The sequence below is a fragment of the Daejeonella oryzae DSM 19973 genome (assembly GCF_000422945.1).
GTDB lineage: Bacteria > Bacteroidota > Bacteroidia > Sphingobacteriales > Sphingobacteriaceae > Daejeonella > Daejeonella oryzae.
This window is the reverse complement of sequence record NZ_AUHA01000002.1, coordinates 228,101-250,469: the sequence shown is the minus strand read 5'-3', so window position 1 is coordinate 250,469 and position 22,369 is coordinate 228,101. Positions and strand designations below refer to the sequence as shown.

Annotated in this window: 24 protein-coding genes; 7 read left to right on the top strand and 17 right to left on the bottom strand. The window is 38.1% G+C overall.

Annotated elements, in window-relative coordinates; all coding sequences use genetic code 11:
* Positions 1-16 precede the first annotated feature (16 nt).
* From G521_RS0101295 to G521_RS0101265, 7 genes are all read right to left on the bottom strand, one after another.
* The gene (locus tag G521_RS0101295; protein WP_026896895.1) at positions 17-1,765 is read right to left on the bottom strand and encodes an ABC transporter ATP-binding protein; all 1,749 of its coding nucleotides are present in this window, start codon (positions 1,763-1,765) and stop codon (positions 17-19) included.
* A gap of 34 nt (positions 1,766-1,799) precedes the next feature.
* On the bottom strand, positions 1,800-2,858 hold the full coding sequence (gene selD / locus G521_RS0101290; protein ID WP_026896894.1) for a selenide, water dikinase SelD: 1,059 nt from the start codon (positions 2,856-2,858) through the stop codon (positions 1,800-1,802).
* Between the two features lie 6 nt (positions 2,859-2,864).
* The gene (mnmH, locus tag G521_RS16215) at positions 2,865-3,953 is read right to left on the bottom strand and encodes a tRNA 2-selenouridine(34) synthase MnmH (protein WP_081674995.1); all 1,089 of its coding nucleotides are present in this window, start codon (positions 3,951-3,953) and stop codon (positions 2,865-2,867) included.
* 72 nt (positions 3,954-4,025) lie between these two features.
* Positions 4,026-4,748, bottom strand: coding sequence for a pyridoxine 5'-phosphate synthase (locus tag G521_RS0101280; RefSeq protein WP_026896893.1), 723 nt, complete (start codon positions 4,746-4,748; stop codon positions 4,026-4,028).
* 60 nt (positions 4,749-4,808) lie between these two features.
* The gene (locus tag G521_RS0101275) at positions 4,809-5,438 is read right to left on the bottom strand and encodes an NAD(P)H-dependent oxidoreductase (protein ID WP_026896892.1); all 630 of its coding nucleotides are present in this window, start codon (positions 5,436-5,438) and stop codon (positions 4,809-4,811) included.
* A gap of 156 nt (positions 5,439-5,594) precedes the next feature.
* Positions 5,595-6,911, bottom strand: a complete 1,317-nt coding sequence (gene ahcY, locus G521_RS0101270) for an adenosylhomocysteinase (RefSeq protein WP_026896891.1) — start codon at positions 6,909-6,911, stop codon at positions 5,595-5,597.
* A gap of 368 nt (positions 6,912-7,279) precedes the next feature.
* Complete coding sequence (locus G521_RS0101265) at positions 7,280-7,705, bottom strand: helix-turn-helix domain-containing protein (protein ID WP_026896890.1); 426 nt, start codon at positions 7,703-7,705, stop codon at positions 7,280-7,282.
* A gap of 471 nt (positions 7,706-8,176) precedes the next feature.
* On the opposite strand from G521_RS0101265, the gene G521_RS0101260 reads away from it, so the two are divergent.
* On the top strand, positions 8,177-8,587 hold the full coding sequence (locus G521_RS0101260; RefSeq protein ID WP_026896889.1) for a BrxA/BrxB family bacilliredoxin: 411 nt from the start codon (positions 8,177-8,179) through the stop codon (positions 8,585-8,587).
* Between the two features lie 58 nt (positions 8,588-8,645).
* Here the strand turns inward: G521_RS0101260 and G521_RS0101255 are convergent, their stop codons facing one another.
* From G521_RS0101255 to folP, 3 genes are all read right to left on the bottom strand, one after another.
* Positions 8,646-9,527 carry a sensor histidine kinase gene (locus tag G521_RS0101255; RefSeq protein WP_026896888.1) on the bottom strand — a complete coding sequence of 294 codons (882 nt, stop codon included), beginning with the start codon at positions 9,525-9,527 and terminating at the stop codon, positions 8,646-8,648.
* Between the two features lie 205 nt (positions 9,528-9,732).
* Positions 9,733-10,524 (bottom strand): diadenylate cyclase CdaA, encoded by a 792-nt coding sequence (cdaA, locus tag G521_RS0101250; protein ID WP_026896887.1) that lies wholly within the window; start codon positions 10,522-10,524, stop codon positions 9,733-9,735.
* Between the two features lie 68 nt (positions 10,525-10,592).
* Positions 10,593-11,453: a dihydropteroate synthase gene (gene folP, locus G521_RS0101245; RefSeq protein WP_026896886.1), complete on the bottom strand. Its 861-nt coding sequence runs from the start codon at positions 11,451-11,453 to the stop codon at positions 10,593-10,595.
* 52 nt (positions 11,454-11,505) lie between these two features.
* Here folP and G521_RS0101240 point away from each other — a divergent pair, with 52 nt between their 5' ends.
* The 5 genes from G521_RS0101240 to G521_RS0101220 all read left to right on the top strand — a co-directional run bounded on the left by G521_RS0101240 (position 11,506) and on the right by G521_RS0101220 (position 15,298).
* Complete coding sequence (locus G521_RS0101240) at positions 11,506-12,048, top strand: DUF1599 domain-containing protein (protein ID WP_026896885.1); 543 nt, start codon at positions 11,506-11,508, stop codon at positions 12,046-12,048.
* Positions 12,049-12,115: 67 nt separating this feature from the next.
* Positions 12,116-13,273 (top strand): BT_3928 family protein, encoded by a 1,158-nt coding sequence (locus G521_RS0101235; RefSeq protein WP_026896884.1) that lies wholly within the window; start codon positions 12,116-12,118, stop codon positions 13,271-13,273.
* On the top strand, positions 13,273-14,331 hold the full coding sequence (locus G521_RS0101230; RefSeq protein ID WP_026896883.1) for an ABC transporter permease: 1,059 nt from the start codon (positions 13,273-13,275) through the stop codon (positions 14,329-14,331). The genes G521_RS0101235 and G521_RS0101230 overlap by 1 nt, the downstream gene beginning before the upstream one ends.
* 5 nt (positions 14,332-14,336) lie before the next feature.
* Positions 14,337-14,780, top strand: coding sequence for a DinB family protein (locus G521_RS0101225; RefSeq protein ID WP_051189355.1), 444 nt, complete (start codon positions 14,337-14,339; stop codon positions 14,778-14,780).
* On the top strand, positions 14,777-15,298 hold the full coding sequence (locus tag G521_RS0101220; RefSeq protein WP_026896881.1) for a shikimate kinase: 522 nt from the start codon (positions 14,777-14,779) through the stop codon (positions 15,296-15,298). The genes G521_RS0101225 and G521_RS0101220 overlap by 4 nt, the downstream gene beginning before the upstream one ends.
* Here G521_RS0101220 and G521_RS0101215 read toward each other — a convergent pair.
* On the bottom strand, positions 15,286-15,795 hold the full coding sequence (locus G521_RS0101215; protein WP_026896880.1) for a phosphoribosyltransferase family protein: 510 nt from the start codon (positions 15,793-15,795) through the stop codon (positions 15,286-15,288). The two genes, G521_RS0101220 and G521_RS0101215, sit on opposite strands and share 13 nt — an antisense overlap.
* Positions 15,796-15,972: 177 nt before the next feature.
* Here G521_RS0101215 and G521_RS0101210 point away from each other — a divergent pair, with 177 nt between their 5' ends.
* Positions 15,973-16,683: a head GIN domain-containing protein gene (locus G521_RS0101210; RefSeq protein ID WP_162141777.1), complete on the top strand. Its 711-nt coding sequence runs from the start codon at positions 15,973-15,975 to the stop codon at positions 16,681-16,683.
* Positions 16,684-16,747: 64 nt separating this feature from the next.
* Here G521_RS0101210 and G521_RS0101205 read toward each other — a convergent pair whose 3' ends face one another.
* From G521_RS0101205 to kbl, 6 genes are all read right to left on the bottom strand, one after another.
* On the bottom strand, positions 16,748-17,143 hold the full coding sequence (locus G521_RS0101205) for a hypothetical protein (RefSeq protein ID WP_026896878.1): 396 nt from the start codon (positions 17,141-17,143) through the stop codon (positions 16,748-16,750).
* A gap of 5 nt (positions 17,144-17,148) precedes the next feature.
* The gene (gene rlmD, locus G521_RS0101200; RefSeq protein ID WP_026896877.1) at positions 17,149-18,582 is read right to left on the bottom strand and encodes a 23S rRNA (uracil(1939)-C(5))-methyltransferase RlmD; all 1,434 of its coding nucleotides are present in this window, start codon (positions 18,580-18,582) and stop codon (positions 17,149-17,151) included.
* 394 nt (positions 18,583-18,976) lie between these two features.
* Positions 18,977-19,552 carry a TetR/AcrR family transcriptional regulator gene (locus G521_RS0101190; protein WP_026896876.1) on the bottom strand — a complete coding sequence of 192 codons (576 nt, stop codon included), beginning with the start codon at positions 19,550-19,552 and terminating at the stop codon, positions 18,977-18,979.
* Position 19,553: 1 nt separating this feature from the next.
* Positions 19,554-19,967: a Rieske (2Fe-2S) protein gene (locus G521_RS0101185; protein WP_036677971.1), complete on the bottom strand. Its 414-nt coding sequence runs from the start codon at positions 19,965-19,967 to the stop codon at positions 19,554-19,556.
* Entirely contained in the window at positions 19,967-21,004 is a 1,038-nt protein-coding gene (gene pheS / locus G521_RS0101180; RefSeq protein ID WP_026896874.1) for a phenylalanine--tRNA ligase subunit alpha, read from the bottom strand. The genes G521_RS0101185 and pheS overlap by 1 nt, the downstream gene beginning before the upstream one ends.
* 32 nt (positions 21,005-21,036) lie before the next feature.
* Entirely contained in the window at positions 21,037-22,227 is a 1,191-nt protein-coding gene (kbl, locus tag G521_RS0101175) for a glycine C-acetyltransferase (protein WP_026896873.1), read from the bottom strand.
* Positions 22,228-22,369 lie beyond the last annotated feature (142 nt).

Sequence of the window (22,369 nt, the reverse complement as noted above, 5' to 3'; positions counted from 1 at the left end):
AGTATGAATTAAGGTACTAAGCCTGTCTTCTTTCTCCAACCTGTTGCCGCCACATGGCATAATACAGTCCTTTATTTTGAAGCAATTCATCATGACTTCCAATTTCAGAAACTTTTCCTTTCTCCAGAACATAAATAACATCTGCATGCATGATTGTAGAAAGCCGGTGTGCGATTAATACTGTAGTTTGTTCCCGGCTTGCGGATAATGTACGAATGGTATTGGTAATATCTTCTTCTGTAAGTGAATCTAGTGCCGAAGTAGCTTCATCAAAAATAAGCAGACGCGGATTACGCAATAAAGCCCGGGCTATAGAAATACGCTGTTTTTCACCTCCTGATAATTTCATGCCGCTTTCGCCTAAAATGGTATTGATGCCATGAGATGAACGACTCATCATCTGATCTGTTGACGCTTTTCGTAAGGCTTCTGAGATTTCTTTATCGGTTGCATCCGGTTTTACAAATAACAGATTTTCCTTTATTGATCCGGCAAATAATTGCGTGTCCTGCGTTACAAAACCAATTTGTCTGCGTAACTGGTTATAGCGGATTTCTGTAGATAATTCATTGTTGAAATAAATTGCGCCACTAACCGGTTTATAGAGGCCTACCATTAATTTTACCAGCGTTGATTTTCCTGAGCCGGATGGACCCACAAAGGCTATGGTTTCACCGGTTTTAACTCCAAATGAAATTCCATCAATAGCATTGTAGGCGGCTGTTTTATGATGAAAAACCACATTCTCAAATCGAAGATCTGTAAGATCACCAATCTCAACCGGGTTTTCAGGCCTTCGCTCAATGGGTTTTTTCATTAAGATATCAAAATTACTGACAGAAGCTTCCACTTCGCGGTATTGCAAAATGATATTGCCTAAATCCTGTAAGGGAACAAATATGGTGGCAGATATAAATTGCATGCTAATCAATTCGCCGGTAGTTAAAACATCGCGGAAAATAAGCCAGAGCAATATGAAAAGTATAGATTGACGAAGTAAATTAAGCGTGGTTCCCTGTAAAAATGAGAGCGTACGAACTTTTTTCACCTTCACCATTTCCAGATCAAATATCTTTTGAGTTTGGTCACGCAGACGGCGTATTTCGGGGAAAGTTAACCCGAGACTTTTTACAAGTTCTATATTCCGCAAACTTTCTGTAATGACTCCCGACATTTTATTAGTTTCCCGGTTGATAGAACGCTGAACCGTTTTTATCTTTTTAGAAAGCAAACCTGTAAGTGAACCTAATACCAGAATTCCAATAACGAAAACGGGAATAAGAAGCCAGTTTTTGGTAACGCTGTACCAGATCAAAAATCCTATACCTACAACGGAAGAAAAAACCACGTTGATAAATGAATTTACAAATCGCTCGGTATCAGTTTTTACTTTTTGCAAGACCGAAAGCGTTTCACCGCTGCGACTTTCTTCAAATTCCTGAAACGACAGGCGAAGTGTTTGTCTGAGTCCATCGTTAAATATTTGCATGCCAAATCTGGCAACAGCCAACCGCGTTGTATATTCCTGAAAAGCTTTGGCCAGCCTGGCCAGAATAGCAATTCCTGTGGCAATACCTAACCAAAACAGAACCCCATTAATCAGTTCATTTTGCGGAAGCTTATCAGGATTGCTTGCATATTCATCAATTATTTTTCCGAAAATAATGGGATCTATAAGACTTAATAACTGCGCAACTGCGGCCAGCAACAGCGAAAAAAAAACAAGTGGTTTATGTGGTTTAAGATACTGCCATAGAATCTTCATGGGTTCGTTAAATTGATGATTGCCGCAATAGCTCTTAATTTATTTCAATACAGAAATCACCTGTTTTTTTCATCAGTGAACCGAATGATATAATATTTTTTTCCGGAATTCCATTTGCTCTTAATACCTGTTCAAATTCTTCAGATCTGGATTCTTCAACCGCTACCAGTAAGCCGCCGCTTGTTTGCGGATCTGCAAGGATGGTGGTCATGCGGGTTAGTCCGTTATTTTCACCGGCAATTTTATGACCATAGCTGCTCCAGTTACGGTTTGTTCCGCCGGGTACAGATTTTTGATCCAGGTATTCATCAATCACATCAATCTTAGGAACTTTGTGGAATTCAATAGAAGCCTGCAAATTGCTGCCTTCGCACATTTCTGATAAATGACCCAGCAAACCAAATCCGGTTACATCTGTCATGGCTTTTACGTAATCCAGTTTGCCTAAGGTCTCGCCAATCTTATTTAACATGGCCATACTTTCGGGCGCTAAAAACGCATGTTCCGGTTTTAAAATTCCTTTTTTCTGTGCGGTTGTTAAAATACCTACGCCCAGAGCTTTGGTGAGATATAGTTTACATCCGGCAACAGCCGTAGAATTTTGCTTTAGATGCTGAATATCTACAATCCCGTTTACCGCCAGACCGAATACCGGTTCAGGGCAATCAATGCTATGACCCCCCGCCAGAGTAATTCCGGCTTCGGCACAAACTGCACGCGATCCTTCTAAAACTTTTTGCGCCACTTCGGGCGATAATTTATCAATTGGCCAACCCAGAATAGCAATCGCTAAAACAGGTTTTCCGCCCATAGCGTAAACATCGCTGATGGCATTTGCAGATGCTATTCTGCCAAAATCGTAGGCATCGTCCACTATCGGCATAAAGAAATCGGTGGTAGAAATCAAAGCCGTTCCATTCCCCAAATCTAAAACTGCCGCATCATCCCGAGTATCATTCCCTACTAATAAATTGGGATGAACCTGGTGTTTAATTGGACTATGTAAAATTTTATCTAAAATAGCCGGACTGATTTTGCAACCGCAACCTGCTCCGTGAGAGTATTGAGTAAGTTTTATTTCTTCGGTATTCATCATTTATTAATTTGAGATTTTGGTTTTAAACTGGATTTTTTTAATAGATAGCTGCAACCTTTTATTGAAGTGATTGGTTTTAATATAATTTAATAAGATTGATGCATTTTCAACAGCATTTATAGTCTGACATTCAATTTCATAAATGCTTTCCATCATTCTTTTTCCCTGCCCGCTAGCATAGGTTTTATCATAATAAACTAAAACTATTTTGATAAAATCGGCCATCCGGTTTTCCTGAATTGCCAGAACTGCATCCCGGGTTTGTTCAGGGCCTAAGCGTTTCCCTATGCGTACCGTACAATCAATAAGGAAATCTTTATCCAATTTTCCATATTCCTGTACCAGGAAATCAATTCTTTCGCTAACCGGAAGCAGCATTTTTAATACGGGCGCTATTCGCATCTGGTGGAAAATTGGATTGGGGATAAACCGTTTTCCAATGGTAAGGCTTTCATCTTCCAGCCAGAGCGGTCTCGATTTATCAATTTTATGAAGCTCCGCAGCCAGCATATTTTCAAAATGTTCCTGACTTGGCTGAATTAACCGGCCCATAGAGCCAAATGAAGAACCCTGATGCTGCGCTAGATCTTCCAGATCTATAACCTGCTGATTCTGTTTTTTCAGTTCATGTAATACCTGTGTTTTGCCCGAACCTGTCATCCCGCCAAGGATGACGATCGGATAGTTTTCAGAAAACTGAGATAATACCCAATTGCGATATTTTTTATAACCCCCTTCTAAAAGGTAAACTTCAAATCCGTACAAGTTTAAAGCCCATGCCATAGCACCGCTACGCATGCCGCCACGCCAGCAATGCACTCCGATTTTTTTATCGGGAGCAATTGTTAATGCCTGTTTTATAAAATCAGACCATTTGGGGCCCGTGAGATCGAAGCCTAATAATATTGCTTCTTCACGACCGATTTGCTTATACGTAGTACCTACTTTTACTCTTTCTTCATTAGAGAAAATAGGCAGATTATAAGCTCCAACCATGTGTGCATGATCGTATTCAAGCGGAGTTCTTACATCAATAACCGGCACCGATTCACCCAGTTTCAGAAAATCATGAATGTTTAACGTTTGAATCATAAGAATTTATCGAAACCGGAAATAGGATTTTTTAGTTGCCGAAGATACAATGTCCTTCTCTTGGATGGCGGTTTATCTTGGACTTAATTGCCTTAAATACATTTGAATAGTGTTTTCCAGACCGAAATATAATGAATCGCAAATAAGTGCGTGCCCGATGCTTACTTCCAACAAACTTGGAATGTGCTCTGCAAAATACATTAGGTTTTCGAGGTCGAGATCATGCCCTGCATTTATTCCAAGTCCTAAACGATTGGCAATTTCTGCTGCTTCGATATATGGTTTTATTGCTTCGTCTTTATTTTGATGAAAGCCCGAAGCATAGGCTTCAGTATAGAGTTCTATCCGATCTGTCCCGGTGCCGGCCGCAGCTTCAACCATTTCTTTTACCGGATCTACAAATATTGAAACGCGGATTCCGGCATTTTTAAATTCCGTAATCATCTCTTTTAAAAAAGACTGATGTTTTATCGTATCCCATCCATGATTGGATGTTAGCTGTCCTTCTGTATCGGGAACTAAAGTTACCTGTGCGGGCTTGTTGGCTAAAACCAGATCGATGAATTTTTTTTCTGCCGGATTTCCTTCAATATTAAATTCAGTATGTATCACCTTTTTTAAATCATACACATCATGATAACGAATATGACGCTCATCGGGTCGCGGATGCACTGTGATTCCCTGAGCGCCGAAACATTCTGCGTCAAGAGCAACTTTAATTAAATCCGGATTATTTCCGCCACGTGAATTTCTCAGCGTGGCGATTTTATTAATGTTAACGGAAAGATTCGTCATGCTCAAAAATAACAAAACCCCGGCAAAAGCCGGGGTTTTGTTAGCAGATAAAGATTCGAATTAAATTGTAATAAATAATTCTTCTTTTGACTTTCTTACTTTACTTAAATTTTGATAATCATCATCCTCTGAGCGGTAGCCAATAGTTGCGATTACAACACTGGATAAGTTTTGTGCATCAAGATCTAAAATTTCGTCGAATTTGGCAGCGTCAAAGCCTTCCATAGGGCAGGCATCTATTTTCTGCTGAGCTGCCGCAAACAATAAAAATCCTAATGCAAGGTAACATTGCTTGGAATTCCAAACAGCTAACTGCTCTTCGGAAAGAGAATTTACAGTGCCTTTCATTACATCTACAAAGCCTTCAATCACTTTAGGGTCAATGTTGCGGGTATCAGCAATGTTATCTGCATATTCTTCAACCTGCTCAATGCCAAAATTTTTGATTCTCGCGAAGACGATCAGCTGTGAAGCATCTGTAATTTGGGTTTGTCCATAAGCTGCCGACTTTAATTTTTCACGAATAGCTTGGTCTTCGATAACCAATATTTTAAAAGGCTGCAATCCGTAGGAGGAAGGAGCAAGTTCAGTTGATTCTAAGAGTTCGTTAAGTATTTCTGAAGGGATTTTTTTAGTGCTGTCAAATTTCTTTGTCGCATATCTCCATTTCAATTTTTCGATGACGGTCATAAATTTTAAATTTGAATCAAAAGTACATGTTTAAACATTAATTGGTTAAGTCAGATTTTTTATGTGACATCAGAATGAGGAATCTGAAAATTCGCAATAAAAAAAACCCGCTGTAGGCGGGGCTTTAGTAATAACAAAGAATTTAATTTCCAGAAATTAATATCTGTAACTGTCGGGTTTAAAAGGACCCTGAGGTGTTACGCCAATATATTCAGCCTGATCATTACTCAATACATCTAATTCTACACCGATTTTTGCAAGGTGTAATCGTGCAACTTTTTCGTCCAGATGCTTTGGTAAGGTATAAACCTTGTTTTCGTAAGCATCTGTATTGGTCCATAACTCTAATTGAGCCAGGGTTTGATTTGTAAATGAATTAGACATTACAAATGAAGGGTGACCGGTTGCACAACCAAGATTCACTAAACGGCCTTCTGCCAGAATGATGATATCTTTACCGTCAATGCTGTATTTATCTACCTGCGGTTTAATTTCTATCTTAGAATCGCCATGGTTAGAATTTAACCAGGCCATGTCAATTTCATTGTCAAAGTGACCGATATTACAAACAATTGCTTTGTCTTTTAAAGCTTTAAAATGCTCAGCACGTACGATATCACGGTTTCCGGTTGCGGTAACTACAATGTCGGCTTCTTTAACTGCAGTAGCGAATTGTTTTACTTCAAAACCTTCCATAGCGGCTTGTAAAGCACAGATCGGATCAATTTCAGTTACAATTACACGAACGCCTGCATTACGCAATGAATCTGCGGAACCTTTACCAACATCACCATATCCGCAAACTACACCTACTTTACCTGCCATCATCACATCGGTAGCACGACGGATAGCATCTACCAGAGATTCGCGGCAGCCATATTTGTTATCAAATTTAGATTTGGTAACCGAATCGTTAACGTTAATTGCAGGAACGTGTAATGTTCCGTTTTTCATACGTTCATGTAAACGATGCACTCCTGTAGTGGTTTCTTCAGACAATCCTTTAATCTCAGAAATAAGTTCAGGGAATTTGTCAAAAACCATATTTGTTAAATCACCACCATCATCCAGAATCATGTTTAATGGTTTACGATCCGGGCCGAAGTGCAAAGTTTGTTCGATACACCAGTCAAAATCCTGCTCATTTAATCCTTTCCAGGCATAAACAGAAATTCCGGCAGCAGCAATAGCAGCAGCAGCATGATCCTGTGTGGAAAAGATATTACAAGAAGACCAGGTAACTTCGGCTCCTAATTCAACCAATGTTTCGATTAACACCGCAGTTTGGATGGTCATGTGTAAGCAACCGGCAATGCGTGCTCCTGCCAAAGGTTTGGAAGCTCCAAATTCTTCGCGAAGTGCCATTAAGCCGGGCATTTCTGCTTCAGCTAAACCAATTTCTTTGCGACCCCATTCTGCTAATGAGATGTCCTTAACTTTGTAAGGAACGTAGGTTGTCTCTACTGATGACATAGAATAATTATTTAAGTGATTATTTTACAGTTAGTTAGGTGAGTTAAAAAACGCAATTTGCCCACTTTTTTGAAGACTATCTGTATTTCCCTTCAAAATTAGCTAATACTTCGACCATTTTCAAAGGTGTTATGGATAAGTCATATAAGGGGAGTGGTTTTTTACTCTAATCTGTCAATCAGAGTTTATAGTGATACCTAGGGCATGCATATATATTCTATTTTCAAAGTTCCTTTACTTTAAAGCAACAATCACTTACGAAGAATTTTGAAAATAACTGAAAGGACTCGCAAATTAATAACTTACTTATCGGCTTATTGTTATTGGCTATAATACTTTTTAATTCCCTGCCATTTACAGCGGTTTCTCTATACCAATTCACGCAATCGTTGCTCTAACGCTTCAAGTCGCTCATTCTGCCTGATTTGAATCGAATCGACCTGCTTACCTATTGATGTAATGTTCTTTTGCATTATTTTAATCTTACATTCGTGAGATTCAATATCTACCTTAATTTGGTTTACATCGGTTACAAGAGTGCTTTTAGTTTCCTCTTTATCTTGCATCTGACCTTTGCCCTCTGTAAGCCAATCAATGTTTAAATGATACGACTTGATTAGAATCCGAATCACTTCGACTGTGATCCCGGCCTTTGCCGCCTCAAACCTGTAAATTGTAGGTTGAGATACGCCTAATATTTTACCTGCTTCATCTTGTGACTTTGCAATAAATTGTTTTCTAAATTGTGCGAAGCGGTTTGCGATTGCTTCACTATTTACCTGTGGTGTTCTCATGTATTTATTTATTTATTTATTTTTAAATAACGTGACCAAGCTTTACAGAATAATTCTGCATTTCTTGATTGAGCTTAGCACTTTAGCGACTACATATAACCACATATCCCAATTTAGACACTTTATCTTAACTATAAATCACCTCTATGTTTTATTAGTAATTTTATTTTATAGTTAAAAATAGAAAATACAATCATCCCAAAAGAATTGAGATTGCAGTCTATTGTAATATTATTATATTAATTATTAATTATAATAATAACAGGTGCCATAAATTGTAGAATTAATGATATTAATATAGAAATTGTTGTGTTTGATTTAATGAATTGTAAAAATTACCTCATTGCGGTGTGATTGGCAAATAAGGGCTAGTCTATTTTTGTAACGCTTAAGTAAAAAGCTTTAATCAATTACAAGGGGTGTTTGTGTAATCCTTGCAGGAAGCTTATTTTTGACAAAATTTAAAAAGATATGTACCCAGAATATTTAGTTGCACCTATGCGTGAGGATCTTATCAGCGCAGGATATCAGGATTTGAAGACCGCTGCTGAAGTTGACGAGGCTGTGAAATCTGAAGGAACTGTATTAGTAATGGTTAATTCAGTATGCGGTTGTGCGGCAGCAAATGCCCGTCCGGCGGCTAAAATTGCTACGCAGCAAACTAAACGCCCGGATAAATTTGTAACTGTTTTTGCAGGAATGGAAAAAGAAGCGGTTGATCAGGCTCGTGCTCACATGATGCCATTTCCGCCATCCTCACCAGCTATTGCTTTATTTAAGGATGGAAAATTAGTTCATATGATTGAGCGTCACCAGATAGAAGGCCGTCCGGCTCAAATGATTGCCGACAATCTGATCCAGGCTTTTGATCAGTTTTGTTAATTTAATACTGACATAAAAAAACCCGCTTCTGCGGGTTTTTTTATGTCAGTATTTTCTGTTAGTAACCAATACTCAATTTGTCGAGGTTTAAACTTCTTCTTAAGCTAAAGAAAAATTCGGCACCTTGATCTGTATTGTTTTTAATGCTGAGTTTGCCGCCATTCTGCTCAATAAATTCTTTAGAAAGGCGTAATCCTAAACCAGAACCTTTTTCATTAGCCGTACCTGTAGTACTAAAAACTTCTTCGGAGAATAATATTTTTTGAATCGTTTCATCGGCAATGCCTACCCCGTGATCTTTTACAGAAACCTGGATGAATTCTTCTCCATTCTCCTCCCCTGAAATTTCTACAAAGGTGCCTGGAAATGAAAATTTAATAGCATTTCCCAGTAAATTTCTGATTATAAAACTTACCTGATTCAGATCTCCTGTAATGACCAGATCTGCAGGTATGTTATTAATTAAAGTGATGTTCTTTTGAGAAGCAATCTCGGCAAGAAGTTCAAAATTGGACTTGGCTAATAAATTTAAATTTAATTTGCGTGGTTCGGTTTGCCCGGAGCTTAACTGAGATTTTCCCCATTCATAAATATTATTGATGGTTTCTACAGTTGATGCGGTAGATAGACTCAGGTTGCTTAATAACAAATCTCGTTCTTCGTCAGTTAAGGCATTGGTGCGAAGTAATTGTATTAAATTATGATTAGCGCTTAAGGGTGCACGCAGATCATGACCAATTATTGAAAGAAGTTGATTTTTAGTACTTATAATTTCATACAATTCCTTTTTACGTGATACCAGCTTTTTATTTTTTAAACTTTTATTCAAAATAATCAGCAGCAATCCAAGGATTAGTATCCAGCTTCCGAAAATAATAAGTGTATTGATGTTTAATAAGTTGCTGCCTGAAGTAGATTGAAAAAGGAAATTTAATAACATGAAATTTTCTTTAAACGAGTATAATCATTAAAAATTACCGTTAGGAAGTTTAATATTATTCCCTTGGTTAATTTTTTAGTTTTTAACGATTATTATTCATAGAAGTTACAGTAAAATTTTCCTGAGATGGAAGTATTTGAAAAAGCGTTGTGAAGGATGTCTGTTAACACTTGATTAAATGTAATCAGCATAGATCTTGAGTGATCTAAAAATCTTTGTTCAGCAATTTTTCCAGCTCCATAAAACTGACATTCATTTTTACGCGACCTTGTTTGGCATATGATATTTCGCCCGTTTCTTCAGAAACAATTACTGCAACCGCATCGCTCATTTCTGAGATTCCGATTCCTGCCCTGTGGCGTAAACCGAACTGCGGCGGGAGCTGATCATTTTCTGTTAAAGGTAAAATACAGCTGGCAACCCGGATCTTATTACCCGAAATTACCACTGCGCCATCATGAAGCGGGCTGTTCTTTTGAAAAATACTTTCAAGCAGGCGTTTGGAGATTTTAGATTCGATAAGCTCGCCGCTATTCTGATAATATTGCTCATCAAAATATTTGGCAAAAACAAGCAGGGCGCCTGTACGGCTTTTTTGCATGCTTTTGCAGGCATCCACAATTGGTTTTATCCGGCTTAGATTATTTTTCTCAATGTCTTTACGCCCGAAAATAAATGACCACCAGGCCTTATTTTTTTGCAGGGAGGCATTGCGACCGATTAATAAGAGAAAACGCCTGATCTCGTGCTGAAAAACGACTATAAGAGCTATAAATCCCACGCTTACAAAGCCGCCCAGAATTTCGGTTAGCAGACGCATGTGCGCCTGTTTTACCACCAGGTAAACCACATAAATAATGACTAATCCCAATAAAATATTTAAAGCGATAGTACCCCTGATCAGATTATATATGTAATAGATAATAATTGCTACAAACAAAATATCCAGTACATCGAGGAAACGTAAATTAAGAAAACTGAAATCAAAACCTTCCATACGGCTGAAAATTACAAATTTGATTTCGAAAAAGGGTTATGCATTCATAGAGGAATCCAGAATCAGGGTTAATAAGCATTTAGTTTGCCAACAATTTTCACTGCCTCTGCAGCCTCTTTAACATCATGCACCCTTAAGATAGCAGCCCCTTTTAATAACGCGATGGTATTTGCAACGGTTGTTCCGTTTAATGCACCCCGGGCGTCAGTTTCTAAAACAGAATAAATCATTGATTTTCTGGACACTCCTGCAAGAACCGGTAATCCCAGTATTCCGAACTGATCCAGTTTTGCCAAAAGCTCATAACTATGTACAGGTTTTTTGGCGAATCCGAAACCCGGATCTAATACGAGGTCGTAAACACCGTGACTTTTTAAAAGACTTATCTTATCAGAGAAATATTTAAAGACCGTACTGAAAATATCATCATAATCAGTTTGATGCTGCATGTTTTGGGGCGTACCCCGCATATGCATTAATATGTATGGACATTTTAACCGGGCTACAGTGTTAAACATTTCCGGGTCCATTTCTCCGGCTGAAATATCATTTATAATGTGCGCACCTTCATTAATTGCGGCTTCGGCAACAGTATTTCTGAAAGTGTCTATTGAGAAAAAGGCTTCCGGAAACTCTTTCACTAATTCTTTTATTACCGGCTTGAGCCGTGCCTGTTCTGTTTCAGCTGAAATATGTTCTGCGTTTGGTCTGGACGAATAGGCACCCACATCAATCAGGTCAGCGCCTTCCGTTAACATCTTTTCAGTTTGCTTTAATGCATTAAGCGCATTATTGTTACGGCCGCCGTCGTAAAATGAGTCGGGAGTAATGTTTAATATGCCCATCACTTTAGGGCTTGACAGATCTAACAAGCTGCCCCGAAGATTTAGCGTTAACTTTTGCTGAAAAACTGTATTTTTATCGCTCATTTGAGCGACAAAGTACCAATTAATTCATCTTTCAAACAAATAAATAAGCATTTTGGCTAACAATACAGCAGCAGAATACGAGGCAGTGATCAGAGTTTGCAGAGACCTGTTTTTAAAAAAAACAAAAGATTACGGAACGGCCTGGCGAATACTCAGAATAACTTCAATTACCGATCAGATATTTATTAAAGCTCAGCGTATCCGCACGCTTGAAGAGAAAAAAATTTCAAAAGTAGGAGAGGATATCGCCTCTGAATATATCGGCATTGTAAATTATTGTATCATTGCCATGATGCAGCTGGTGCTGTCAGAAGATCCCCGTTTAGAAATTCCGGTTGAAGAAATTGAATATTTATTTGATCAAAAAATAAATCTTACGCAGGAATTAATGTTCGCTAAAAATCACGATTATGGTGAAGCCTGGCGTGATATGCGTATCAGTTCTTTAACTGATTTAATTCTGATGAAACTGCTTCGCGTTAAGCAGATAGAAGATAATGCCGGACAAACATTAGCTTCTGAAGGGGTGAAAGCCAACTATCAGGATATGCTTAATTATTCTGTTTTCGCCCTTATAAAATTGGGAATCAAATAGTATTTTCGTGAATCATAAGGTTTTATCAATTTTTAGTAAGATTGATTTGCCTTTGAAAATTGTAATAATGAAGAAAATAATACTGAATTTTAGTACCACTCTGGTTGGCTTGCTGTTTATCTTTTCAGGATTAATCAAAGCCAATGATCCGCTTGGTTTTGGTTACAAACTGCAAGAATACTTTGAAGTTTTTCATGTTACTTTTTTAAATGATTTAGCGCCGGCAATTGCCATTGTATTGTGTACTCTTGAAATGGTATTTGGCGCATTGCTTTTTCTTGGATTCTGGGCCCGTAAGGTTTCCTTAGGCTTATTGATATTAATCATCTTCTTTACATTCCTAACCTTTTATTCTGCATTTTTTGAAGTTGTTACTTCCTGCGGATGCTTTGGTGATGCCATACCGCTTACTCCATGGCAATCTTTTAGCAAGGATTTGGTGTTGCTGGTTCTAATTGTTTTTATCTACATGAACCGCGATATGATTCAACCGGTAATTCAATCCGAAAAGAATCGAAAACTGATTTTTGCAGCGATTACTTTTCTGGCTCTGGGCTTTGGCCTTTACACCTACAATTTCCTTCCGGTTTTAGATTTTCTGCCATATAAAATCGGCAGTAATATTCCAAAAAATATGATTGCTCCTGCAGGTGCAGAACCTGATCTTTTCGAAATTATCTACCAGCTTAAAAATAAAAAGACCGGCGAGGAAAAGACCATGACTGATAAAGAATACCTTAAAAGCGGTATCTGGAAAGATTCGAATTGGGAAGTAGTGGGTCAGCCGGAAAATAAGCTCATAAAAAAAGGATACGATATTCCCATTAAGGATTTGAAAATCACAGATTCTCAGGGAACAGATTATACCGCAGAAATAGTTGAAAATCCATATTACAACCTTGTTTTTGTAGCATATAATCTTGACAAAACGAATATTGAAGCAATGGGCCAACTCAATGCCATTGCTATGAATGCTGCCGAAAATTATAACATCCGGTCGGTGTTGTTAACATCCAATTCTGCAGAAGATGCGGAAAGGTTCAGTAAGGAAAATAATCTGGTGATGGAGATTTTTTATGCCGACGGCGTTCCTCTAAAAAGTATGGTGCGGGCAAATCCCGGGATTTTATTGTTAAAGGACGGCATAGTAATTAATAAGTGGCATTTCAACAGAATGCCATCTTATCAGGATCTGGCAGGCCAATATTTCAATAAGAATCAATAATGCTGAGATATACATTCCGGAAAATTCTTTATGGTTTAGCCGTGCTGGCAGGTATTGTGGTGGTAGTTTTCTTTCTTTTCAATATCCTGCCCGGAGATCCTGCCCGGATGACCCAGGGTCAGCGTTCAGATGTACAATCTTTAGAAGCCGTTAGAAAAGAATTTGGGTTGGACAAACCTATCCCGGTTCAGTTCGCCTATTATATAAACGACCTTTCGGTAATTTCTATTCACGATAATGATTCGGTTTCACAGGCAAAATATAATTTTTTAAAAATTATTCCTGCAGGAAAAAATAAGGTAATCGTACTTAAAAAACCATATTTGAGAAGATCATATCAAACCAAAAGAGATGTGAGCAATATTTTAGCAGAGACGGTTCCGAATACCTTTATTCTGGCTATCACTTCTATGATTTTTGCTACCCTGCTTGGTATATTTCTGGGAGTTATTTCAGCTGTAAATAAGGATACCTGGATAGATCGTTCGGCAAATGCATTCGCTATTTTAGGAATTTCGGCTCCTTCTTTTTTTGCCGGTATAATAATAGCCTGGTTATTTGGTTTTGTATTAGGAGATTTTACCGGCCTGAATATGTCAGGCAGTTTGTATAATTATGATCCTTTTCGTGGAGAAGTGATTACCTGGAAAAATTTGATTTTGCCTATGATTACCCTCGGATTAAGACCTTTGGCAATTATTGTACAGCTCACTCGAAGCGCTATGCTGGATGTACTTAGTCAGGATTACATTCGCACAGCCAGGGCTAAAGGCTTAAGCAACCGGCGGATAATTTACAAGCATGCGCTGAAAAATGCTTTAAATCCGGTGATTACGGCCATTAGCGGTTGGTTTGCATCATTGCTGGCAGGTTCTTTTTTTGTAGAATACATATTCGGCTATAATGGATTGGGGAAAGCTACCGTAGATGCTTTGGAATTATCAGACTTCCCGGTAGTAATGGGCTCCATATTATTTGTAGCCTTCATTTTTGTCATTATAAATATCCTGGTTGATATTTTATATGCATTTATTGATCCCCGGGTAAAATTAGCTTAGTAAATATGTTGGCAGATATTATCAGGTATACGCAGCTTGCTGATTATAAAGTGATAGAGGTGTTTAATCAATCGGCTCGCTCTATGCCTCAGGCAGAGAAATTGTTCAGTCATGTTTTAAATGCGCAGCATATTTGGATGAAACGCATTATTGCTCAGCCCGAGGAGTATGGAACCTGGCAAATTCACGAACGCCGTTTGTTTGAGAAAATACATTTGAAAAATTTCATTTTGATTTGCGCAGTATTTAAAGAAGCAGATCAGCAGCTTAACATTCATTACACAAATTCAAAAGGTGAGAGGTTCTCAAACAGGGTTGCCGATATATTTTTTCATATGTTGAATCATTCTACATATCACCGGGCACAAATTTCAAGCATTTTTAGAGCAGAAGGGATTAATCCGCCTGAAACAGATTATATAATGATGAAAAGAGAGGGACTTATATGAAGATTTTTTTAGTAGGATTTATGGGTAGCGGCAAAAGCAGTTTGGGTAGAAAATTAGCCCGGCAACTGGGCCTGGAGTTTTTTGACAGTGACAAACTTGTGGAGCAAAAAACAGGATTGAAAGTAGCGGATTATTTTCAACTTTATGGAGAGGAATCTTTCCGTGAAATAGAGCGGGATATTTTGCAGAAAAGCTGGTATCCTGATAATTGTGTTATTGCCACCGGGGGCGGTGCTCCATGTTATTTCGATAATATGGAATGGATGAATCAAAACGGCAAAGTGATTTATTTGTCATTATCAGCAAAAACGCTTGCAGACAGACTGGAAAATTCAAAAACTGAACGTCCGCTAATTAAAGATTTAAAAGGGCAGGAGCTGATAGATTTTATTTCTGGTAAATTATCAGAACGTGAAATTTATTATAATAAAGCCGCATTTATTATAAGCGGGATAGATCTTACCGCCGAAAAGCTTGCCGGTTATCTGAGCCATGTTAATGAAAATCAGGAGAGATAAACAGCATCTTCTTCTCCCTTTTCATCCAAAACTACTTCTACATGTTCTTTTAAAACTGTAGCCAATTCAAGTCCGGTAAAATCCGGGGAAACCGGAAAGATACGGTGGTTTCGGTCGATCAAAACCAGCGTACGTAACTTTTTTAAAGGAACATCCAGAAAAATTCCCAAGCCATATGCCAGTGTGCGCCCGCTGTTTAAAACATCATCAACCAAAATAATCACTTTGTTTTCTGTCTCTGAAATTTCCAGATCGGTTTCAGCTTTTAAATGAGTGCTGTCTTTATCCAGCTCAATTTTCATTAACGTGATTTTGATATCTGAAATTTTTTCAAGGATTTTTTTCAGACGTAGAGCAATGGTATACCCGCGATTTACAATTCCGGCCATGATCAGTTCTTTTTCCTGCAAATTATCTTCAAGGATTTGGTAAGCCATCCGGTCTATCTTTTGCTGAATTTGTATTTGATTAAGAATGAGCAGTTTTCTGTTGGCCATAGATCAGGTAAATTTTCGCCTGAAATTACATATTTCAAACGTTTTAAAAATTGCTTTCTGTAAACTTTATATTTAATGCAGAAGCTTGCATAAATATATTTATGCTGCCAATGCAACTAACCTCCGCCTGCCCACGTCATATATTCTGAAAACAACATTTTGGATATGAAAAATTTGATGAAATTAAATTTAGTGCTTTTCTTATTACTGGGTACAAACCTGGCAATGGCACAGGAGGAATTAATTAAGGAAAGCAGACCGGTCTCGGGCTTTAAATCTTTAAAGGTTTCCGGTATTGCAGATGTATACATTACAAAAGGTGATCAGGAAAAGGTAGATATCGAAGTGAATAATAAGAGATACAATGAACGCTTAAAGGTTGAGGTTGTTAATAATGTGCTCATTATCCGGACAGAAAATAATAATGAAAAGAGATATGATGATTTTAATAATGTAAAGCTTAAAGTGTATATAACTTATAAACAACTGATCAGCGTAAGCGGAAGTGGCGCAACAAAGGTTAATTCAGAGCAGCCTATAGTTTCAGATAAATTTCAAATCAAGCTTTCAGGAGCCAATAACAGCAAACTGTCGCTGGATGTTAAAGACCTGAATATTGAAATCAGCGGAGCAGTAAATCTTAATTTATCGGGTAAAGCTGATTTGGTGGATATTGAAAGCAGCGGAGCTTCAAATTTAAAAGCGTATGAATTAATAACCCAGAATCTCAGAGCAAAAACCAGCGGCGTTTCCAATATCTTTATTTCTGCCGAAAAAACACTGGAAGTGGATGCCAGCGGATTATCGAATATTACTTACGACGGTAATGCGGTGATAAAATCGAAGGAAGTTTCAAAAATGGCGAATATCCGCAAGCGAAATAATTAGCAGATTTTATTATCCCGTAATCCTGATCTAAAATCAGGATTACGGGATAATAAAAAGCTATAGGCTATTGGTAGGGATAAAATACAAAATTCGCACCTTCGGGAACTATTACAAAAAGGCACATAAAATCACGGGCGTTTTTGTATTGCTTGATAAACTTTTCTTTCTTATCAGGATGTATAATTCCTTTCTCAACAAATTCTTCAATGGTTGAAGCGTGAATACTCCATCCGGTATTTAATTCATTTCTATCCAGAATGGGTTCTCCAAGTTTAACCTCATGCTGGTGAGCTACAAATAGCGGATAAGACGATAATCCCTCCACCATAATTTCTAATGAAACCTCTTTAATAGAATCGCTGTACATTTTCAGATCAGCCTCTAAGCTTTGTAGAGGATTTTCCTGTTTTGGATTTTCCTTATTACTGTTCTCCTGGTCTAACAGATCTTTAATTTCCATACTGTTTAAGCTTGTTTTAAGGTTAAAAGAACAACATTTTCAACATGTTGTGTATGCGGAAACATGTCTACCGGACGAATGCGGCTTACTTCATATTTTTCAGTTAATAAAGTAATATCTCTGGCCTGAGTTGCGGCATTGCAACTTACATACACAATTTTAGGCGCTTCTATTTCCAGTAATCTTTTTACCACGTCTGCATGCATTCCCGCACGCGGAGGATCTGAAATTACCACATCGGGTTTACCATGTTCCAGAACAAATTCGGCGTTTAAAATATCTTTCATATCGCCGGCAAAAAAGCTGGTATTGCTAATGTTGTTAATTTCTGAATTTAGTTTAGCATCTTCAATGGCTGTTGGCACATATTCAACGCCAATTACATGTTTTACATCCGAAGCCACAAAATTGGCAATGGTTCCGGCTCCGGTATACAAGTCATAAACCAGTTCATCGCCTTTAAAATCAGCAAATTCACGGGTAATTTTATACAATTCATGAGCCTGATCAGAATTGGTCTGGTAAAATGATTTCGGACCTATTTTGAATTTCAGATCGCCATTCTCCGATTTGCCGGCAGGCATGTTCTCAAAGATATGATCGCGGCCTGCAAACACATGAATTTCCTGATCGAAAATGGTGTCATTCTTCTTCTCATTAAGAATGTATAATAAGGATGTAATTCCGGGAAAACGCTCCTGAACAAACGTCATCATTAACTTTACCTGGTCTTCATCCGCGTAAGCGAAAACTACAATCACCATCAGTTCGCCAATAGTTGTATTGCGGATGATGAGGTTTCTAAGAGCTCCTTCGTGATTGCGAAGATTATAAAAAGAAATTTGCTGCTCCAATGCAAAGCGGCGAATTTCATTACGGATCTCATTAGAGGGATCGGCTTGTAAATGGCAATGCTGAATATCCAGAATTTTATCGAACCGGCCGGGAATATGGTATCCAAGCGCATTCATTTCCATTTCTTCATTGTTCCGCATATCTTCATCGGTAAGCCAGCGCTTATCAGAAAAAGTATATTCCAGCTTGTTGCGATAATATCTTGAAGCCTGAGATGGCAAAATGGGCTCAATTCCACTTGTATTCACCTTGCCAATACGCTCTAATGCATCGGTAACGCTTTTTTGTTTGTAATAAAGTTGCGAATCATAGGTCATGTGCTGCCATTTACAGCCGCCGCAATCTCCAAAATGCTGGCAAAAAGGTTCTATGCGGTGTTCTGAGGGTTGAACCATGTTCTGAATGCGTGCCTCGAAAAATTTCTTTTTCTTGCGCATCAGTTCAATATCTACAATATCACCCGGAATTGCCTTGTCAATGAAAATGACCAGTTCTTCAGATTTTCCAATTCCTTTTCCTTCTTCGGCAATATCGATTACCCTGATGTTTTGCAAAAACTTTTTATCAGCAGTTAGCTTCTTCATTAAGATTTTATAATTCGTTAGTAGGTTCAGCTTAGACTGGCTTTACTGCAACTAATTTTAATAAGCGCCAAAATTACACTTAAATAAGAAATTAGTCTAAATTGAATATTCTTTTTAGCGGGAAAAAGAAAGAGTTGCGAATGCGGGGATGGGTTTCCGCAAATTGCGGATACTGCCTGGGGATGGAATTGAATTAATAAAAGAAGCTCAGAATGTAAGAAAAGAAACCGGTTTTAGCTTCTTCTGTACAATCAAAACGTTCATCAATTAAATCCGAAAAAAAGAGAATTTCTCTGCTCATGAGTGTTGTTTTGTCTGTCATTTCGTTAAATATAACCGAATTTATACCAAAAACCAAATTGGTATAAAAATTAACAAACAATTAACATTCTCTTTACTTGATAGCTGCTTTTACCAGATAGGGAAGAATTTCTTTTTGAAAAGAAATGAAATTTTTTCGAACGTCTGAATCGGTTACTGAAGTGAAAGCAAATGAAAACACAATACTTTTACTGGCTTTAATTAAAAACCGCAGGCGGTCTGGATAATGATCTGCCTGAAATAGTTGGGTTTCATTAAATGACTGGACAAGTAGTTCTTCCAGTTCATCTGAAAGAGTTTTTAAAAATTCTTGTGCATTTGTCGATTCACGAATAAACTCCCAGCCGATAAATTCATTGCAAACCGTATACGAAAGACGGCTTGTTTTTAGGATAATACTGGTGAGATATGCTTCCTGGTCCAGATCTTCTGTGGGGTTATGAATAATATCCTGAACACTGTGGCGAATATAATCCATTAAAATTGCATGTAATACCAATTCTTTGGATTCGAAATATTTATAGATAGTAGCTTTTGCAATCTTGGCTTTTTTAGCTATTTCATTGACGCTTGTTTTATGGTAACCGTATTTTCGGAACAGCTCTTTAGCTGCTTTCTTAATACTTTCTTTGATCTTATCTACTTCCATTCTAATTAGTTACCGCAATTTCAAAATTGTTTATAATGCTTACCAGGTATTGTTTTAGTGGCCGTTTTGCAGGAGCTTTTACGGGTGTGCCGTCATTTAAAGAAAACTTTGCACCACTGCATGGATCGGTTGCTGTTAAGGTAGGGTTATCAATATTTACAGCGCAGGCTTGTTGCGGATTCACAGAGCTGCATCGGTCGTACGCAACAATTCGTGTTCCTGTATTGTAAAGAATTAAACCCGAAACACCATATCCGGAAATAGCTACAGCTCCGCCCGCATTGTTAATCTGATTGATTCTTGGGTCATTTAATGATGCTCTAAAATTTACTGCTACATCGGGTATTCGGCCCTCCTGATCTTTAGAGCAGGAAATGCCAGTTAAAATCAATAAAAGAAGGGCAGGATATTTCATCAGATCAGTTCAGATTGAAATTGCTTTAAAAAACGAACATCGTTTTCTGAAAAGAGTCTTAAATCCTTTATTTGATATTTAAGATTAGTAATACGCTCTATTCCCATTCCAAATGCATAACCCGTAAATTTCTGACTGTCTATTTTGCAGTTATCCAAAACATTAGGGTCAACCATTCCGCAGCCTAAAATTTCTACCCAGCCGCTATGCTTGCAAAACTGACATCCATCTCCTTTGCATATAGTGCATGAAATATCCATTTCGGCAGACGGTTCTGTAAACGGGAAATAGGAAGGACGAAATCTTACTTTAGTTCCTTCTCCAAATAATTCCTGTACAAAGTAAAAAAGTGTTTGCTTTAAGTCGGCAAAGGAAACATTCTCATCAATATATAATCCTTCTACCTGGTGGAAAAAACAATGAGCTCTTGCTGAGATAGCTTCGTTTCTGTAAACCCGTCCCGGCATAATTGCCCTGAAAGGAGGCTGTCCGGCTTCCATCATCCGCACCTGAACCGATGAAGTGTGAGTACGTAAGGCGGTATCACCATTTTCTTTGTCTTTTTTAATAAAGAAGGTATCCTGCATATCTCTAGCAGGATGCTCTTCCGGAAAATTTAAGGCTGAGAAATTATGCCAGTCGTCTTCAATTTCTGGCCCTTCGGCCACATTAAAGCCCAATTTTTTAAATATTTCAACAATCTCTTTTCTTACCAGTGATAGCGGATGCCGGGATCCCAATTCCATTCCATCTCCCGGAAGGGTAAGGTCAATTTTTGACTCAGGAGTATCAGAGACCATGCTGTCAATCAATTCCTTTACCTCATGATATTTTGATTCGGCTAATTGCTTAAACTCATTCAATACTTTACCGTACACTCGTTTGTCATCGGCAGAAACCGTTTTAAATTCTTCGAACAGATCTTTAATAATCCCCTTGGTTCCCAAAAACCTGATCCGGAATGTTTCCAGTTCCTGGGCGTTGGAGGAATTGAATGAATTTATTTCTGAAGTATACTGATCTATTTTATTCTGCATAGCCTGAATTGTCTGAACGACAAAGTTACAAATTACTTAATTACACCTAATTCTTTACCCACTTTTACAAATGCCGCAATTGCTTTATCTAAATGCTGCTGTGTATGAGCGGCAGATAATTGCACCCTGATTCTGGCTTTTCCCTGAGGAACAACCGGATAGTAAAATCCAATCACATAAATCCCTTCATCAAGAAGTTTGGCAGCAAAATCCTGAGCTAATTTTGCATCGTAAAGCATAATCGGCACAATTGGATGGATTCCCGGTTTGATATCAAAACCAGCTTCGGTCATTTTTTTCCTGAAATAGCTTGTATTGTTTTCTAATTTATCGCGAAGTTCGGTTGTTTCACTAAGCATATCCAACACAGCAATAGACGCTCCAACAATGGATGGCGCCAGCGTATTTGAAAATAAATAAGGGCGTGACCGCTGGCGAAGAAGGTCTATAACTTCTTTTGGTCCGGAGGTGAAACCGCCGGAGGCGCCGCCTAATGCTTTTCCTAATGTTCCGGTAATGATATCGATGCGGCCCATTACATTGTGATGCTCATGCGTTCCGCGACCGGTTTTGCCCATAAAACCGGAGCAATGACATTCGTCGATCATTACCAATGCTTTATATTTATCAGCCAGATCACAAATTTTATCTAACTGAGCGATGGTTCCATCCATAGAAAACGCTCCGTCAGTTACAATAATCCGGTGTCGTAAATTCTGTGTTTCTTTTAATTTTTCTTCCAGATCGGCCATGTCATCATGATTGTAGCGGTAACGCTGCGCCTTGCATAAACGAACACCATCAATAATTGATGCATGGTTTAAAGCATCAGAAATAATCGCATCCTGCTCGTTAAACAAGGGTTCAAAAACACCTCCGTTGGCATCAAAAGCCGCCGCATATAAAATAGTATCTTCAGTTCCTAAAAATTTAGAAATTTTTGCTTCCAGTTCTTTATGGATATCCTGAGTTCCGCAAATGAAACGGACAGATGACATTCCGAAACCGTGGGAATCTATAGCTTTTTTTGCAGCTTCAATTACTTTTGGATGAGAGGACAATCCCAGATAATTATTAGCACAGAAATTAATTACTTTCTGCCCGCCCTGAACGGTAATTTCAGCTCCCTGCGGAGAAGTAATAACTCTTTCACGTTTATATAATCCTGCTTTTTCGATCTCTGCTAACTCATTTTGTAAGACCGGCTGTAAAGTTTTGTACATAGCAATAGGTTTTAAGGCTGTAAAATTAGCAATTCTTCAGACTTGTCAGGATTTAAACGTTACTGAATTCTCAAAGCAGATATTTAATTTTAACACTCTTTAACTGAATTGGCCCTGTAACCTTTAAGTAAATAAATCATCT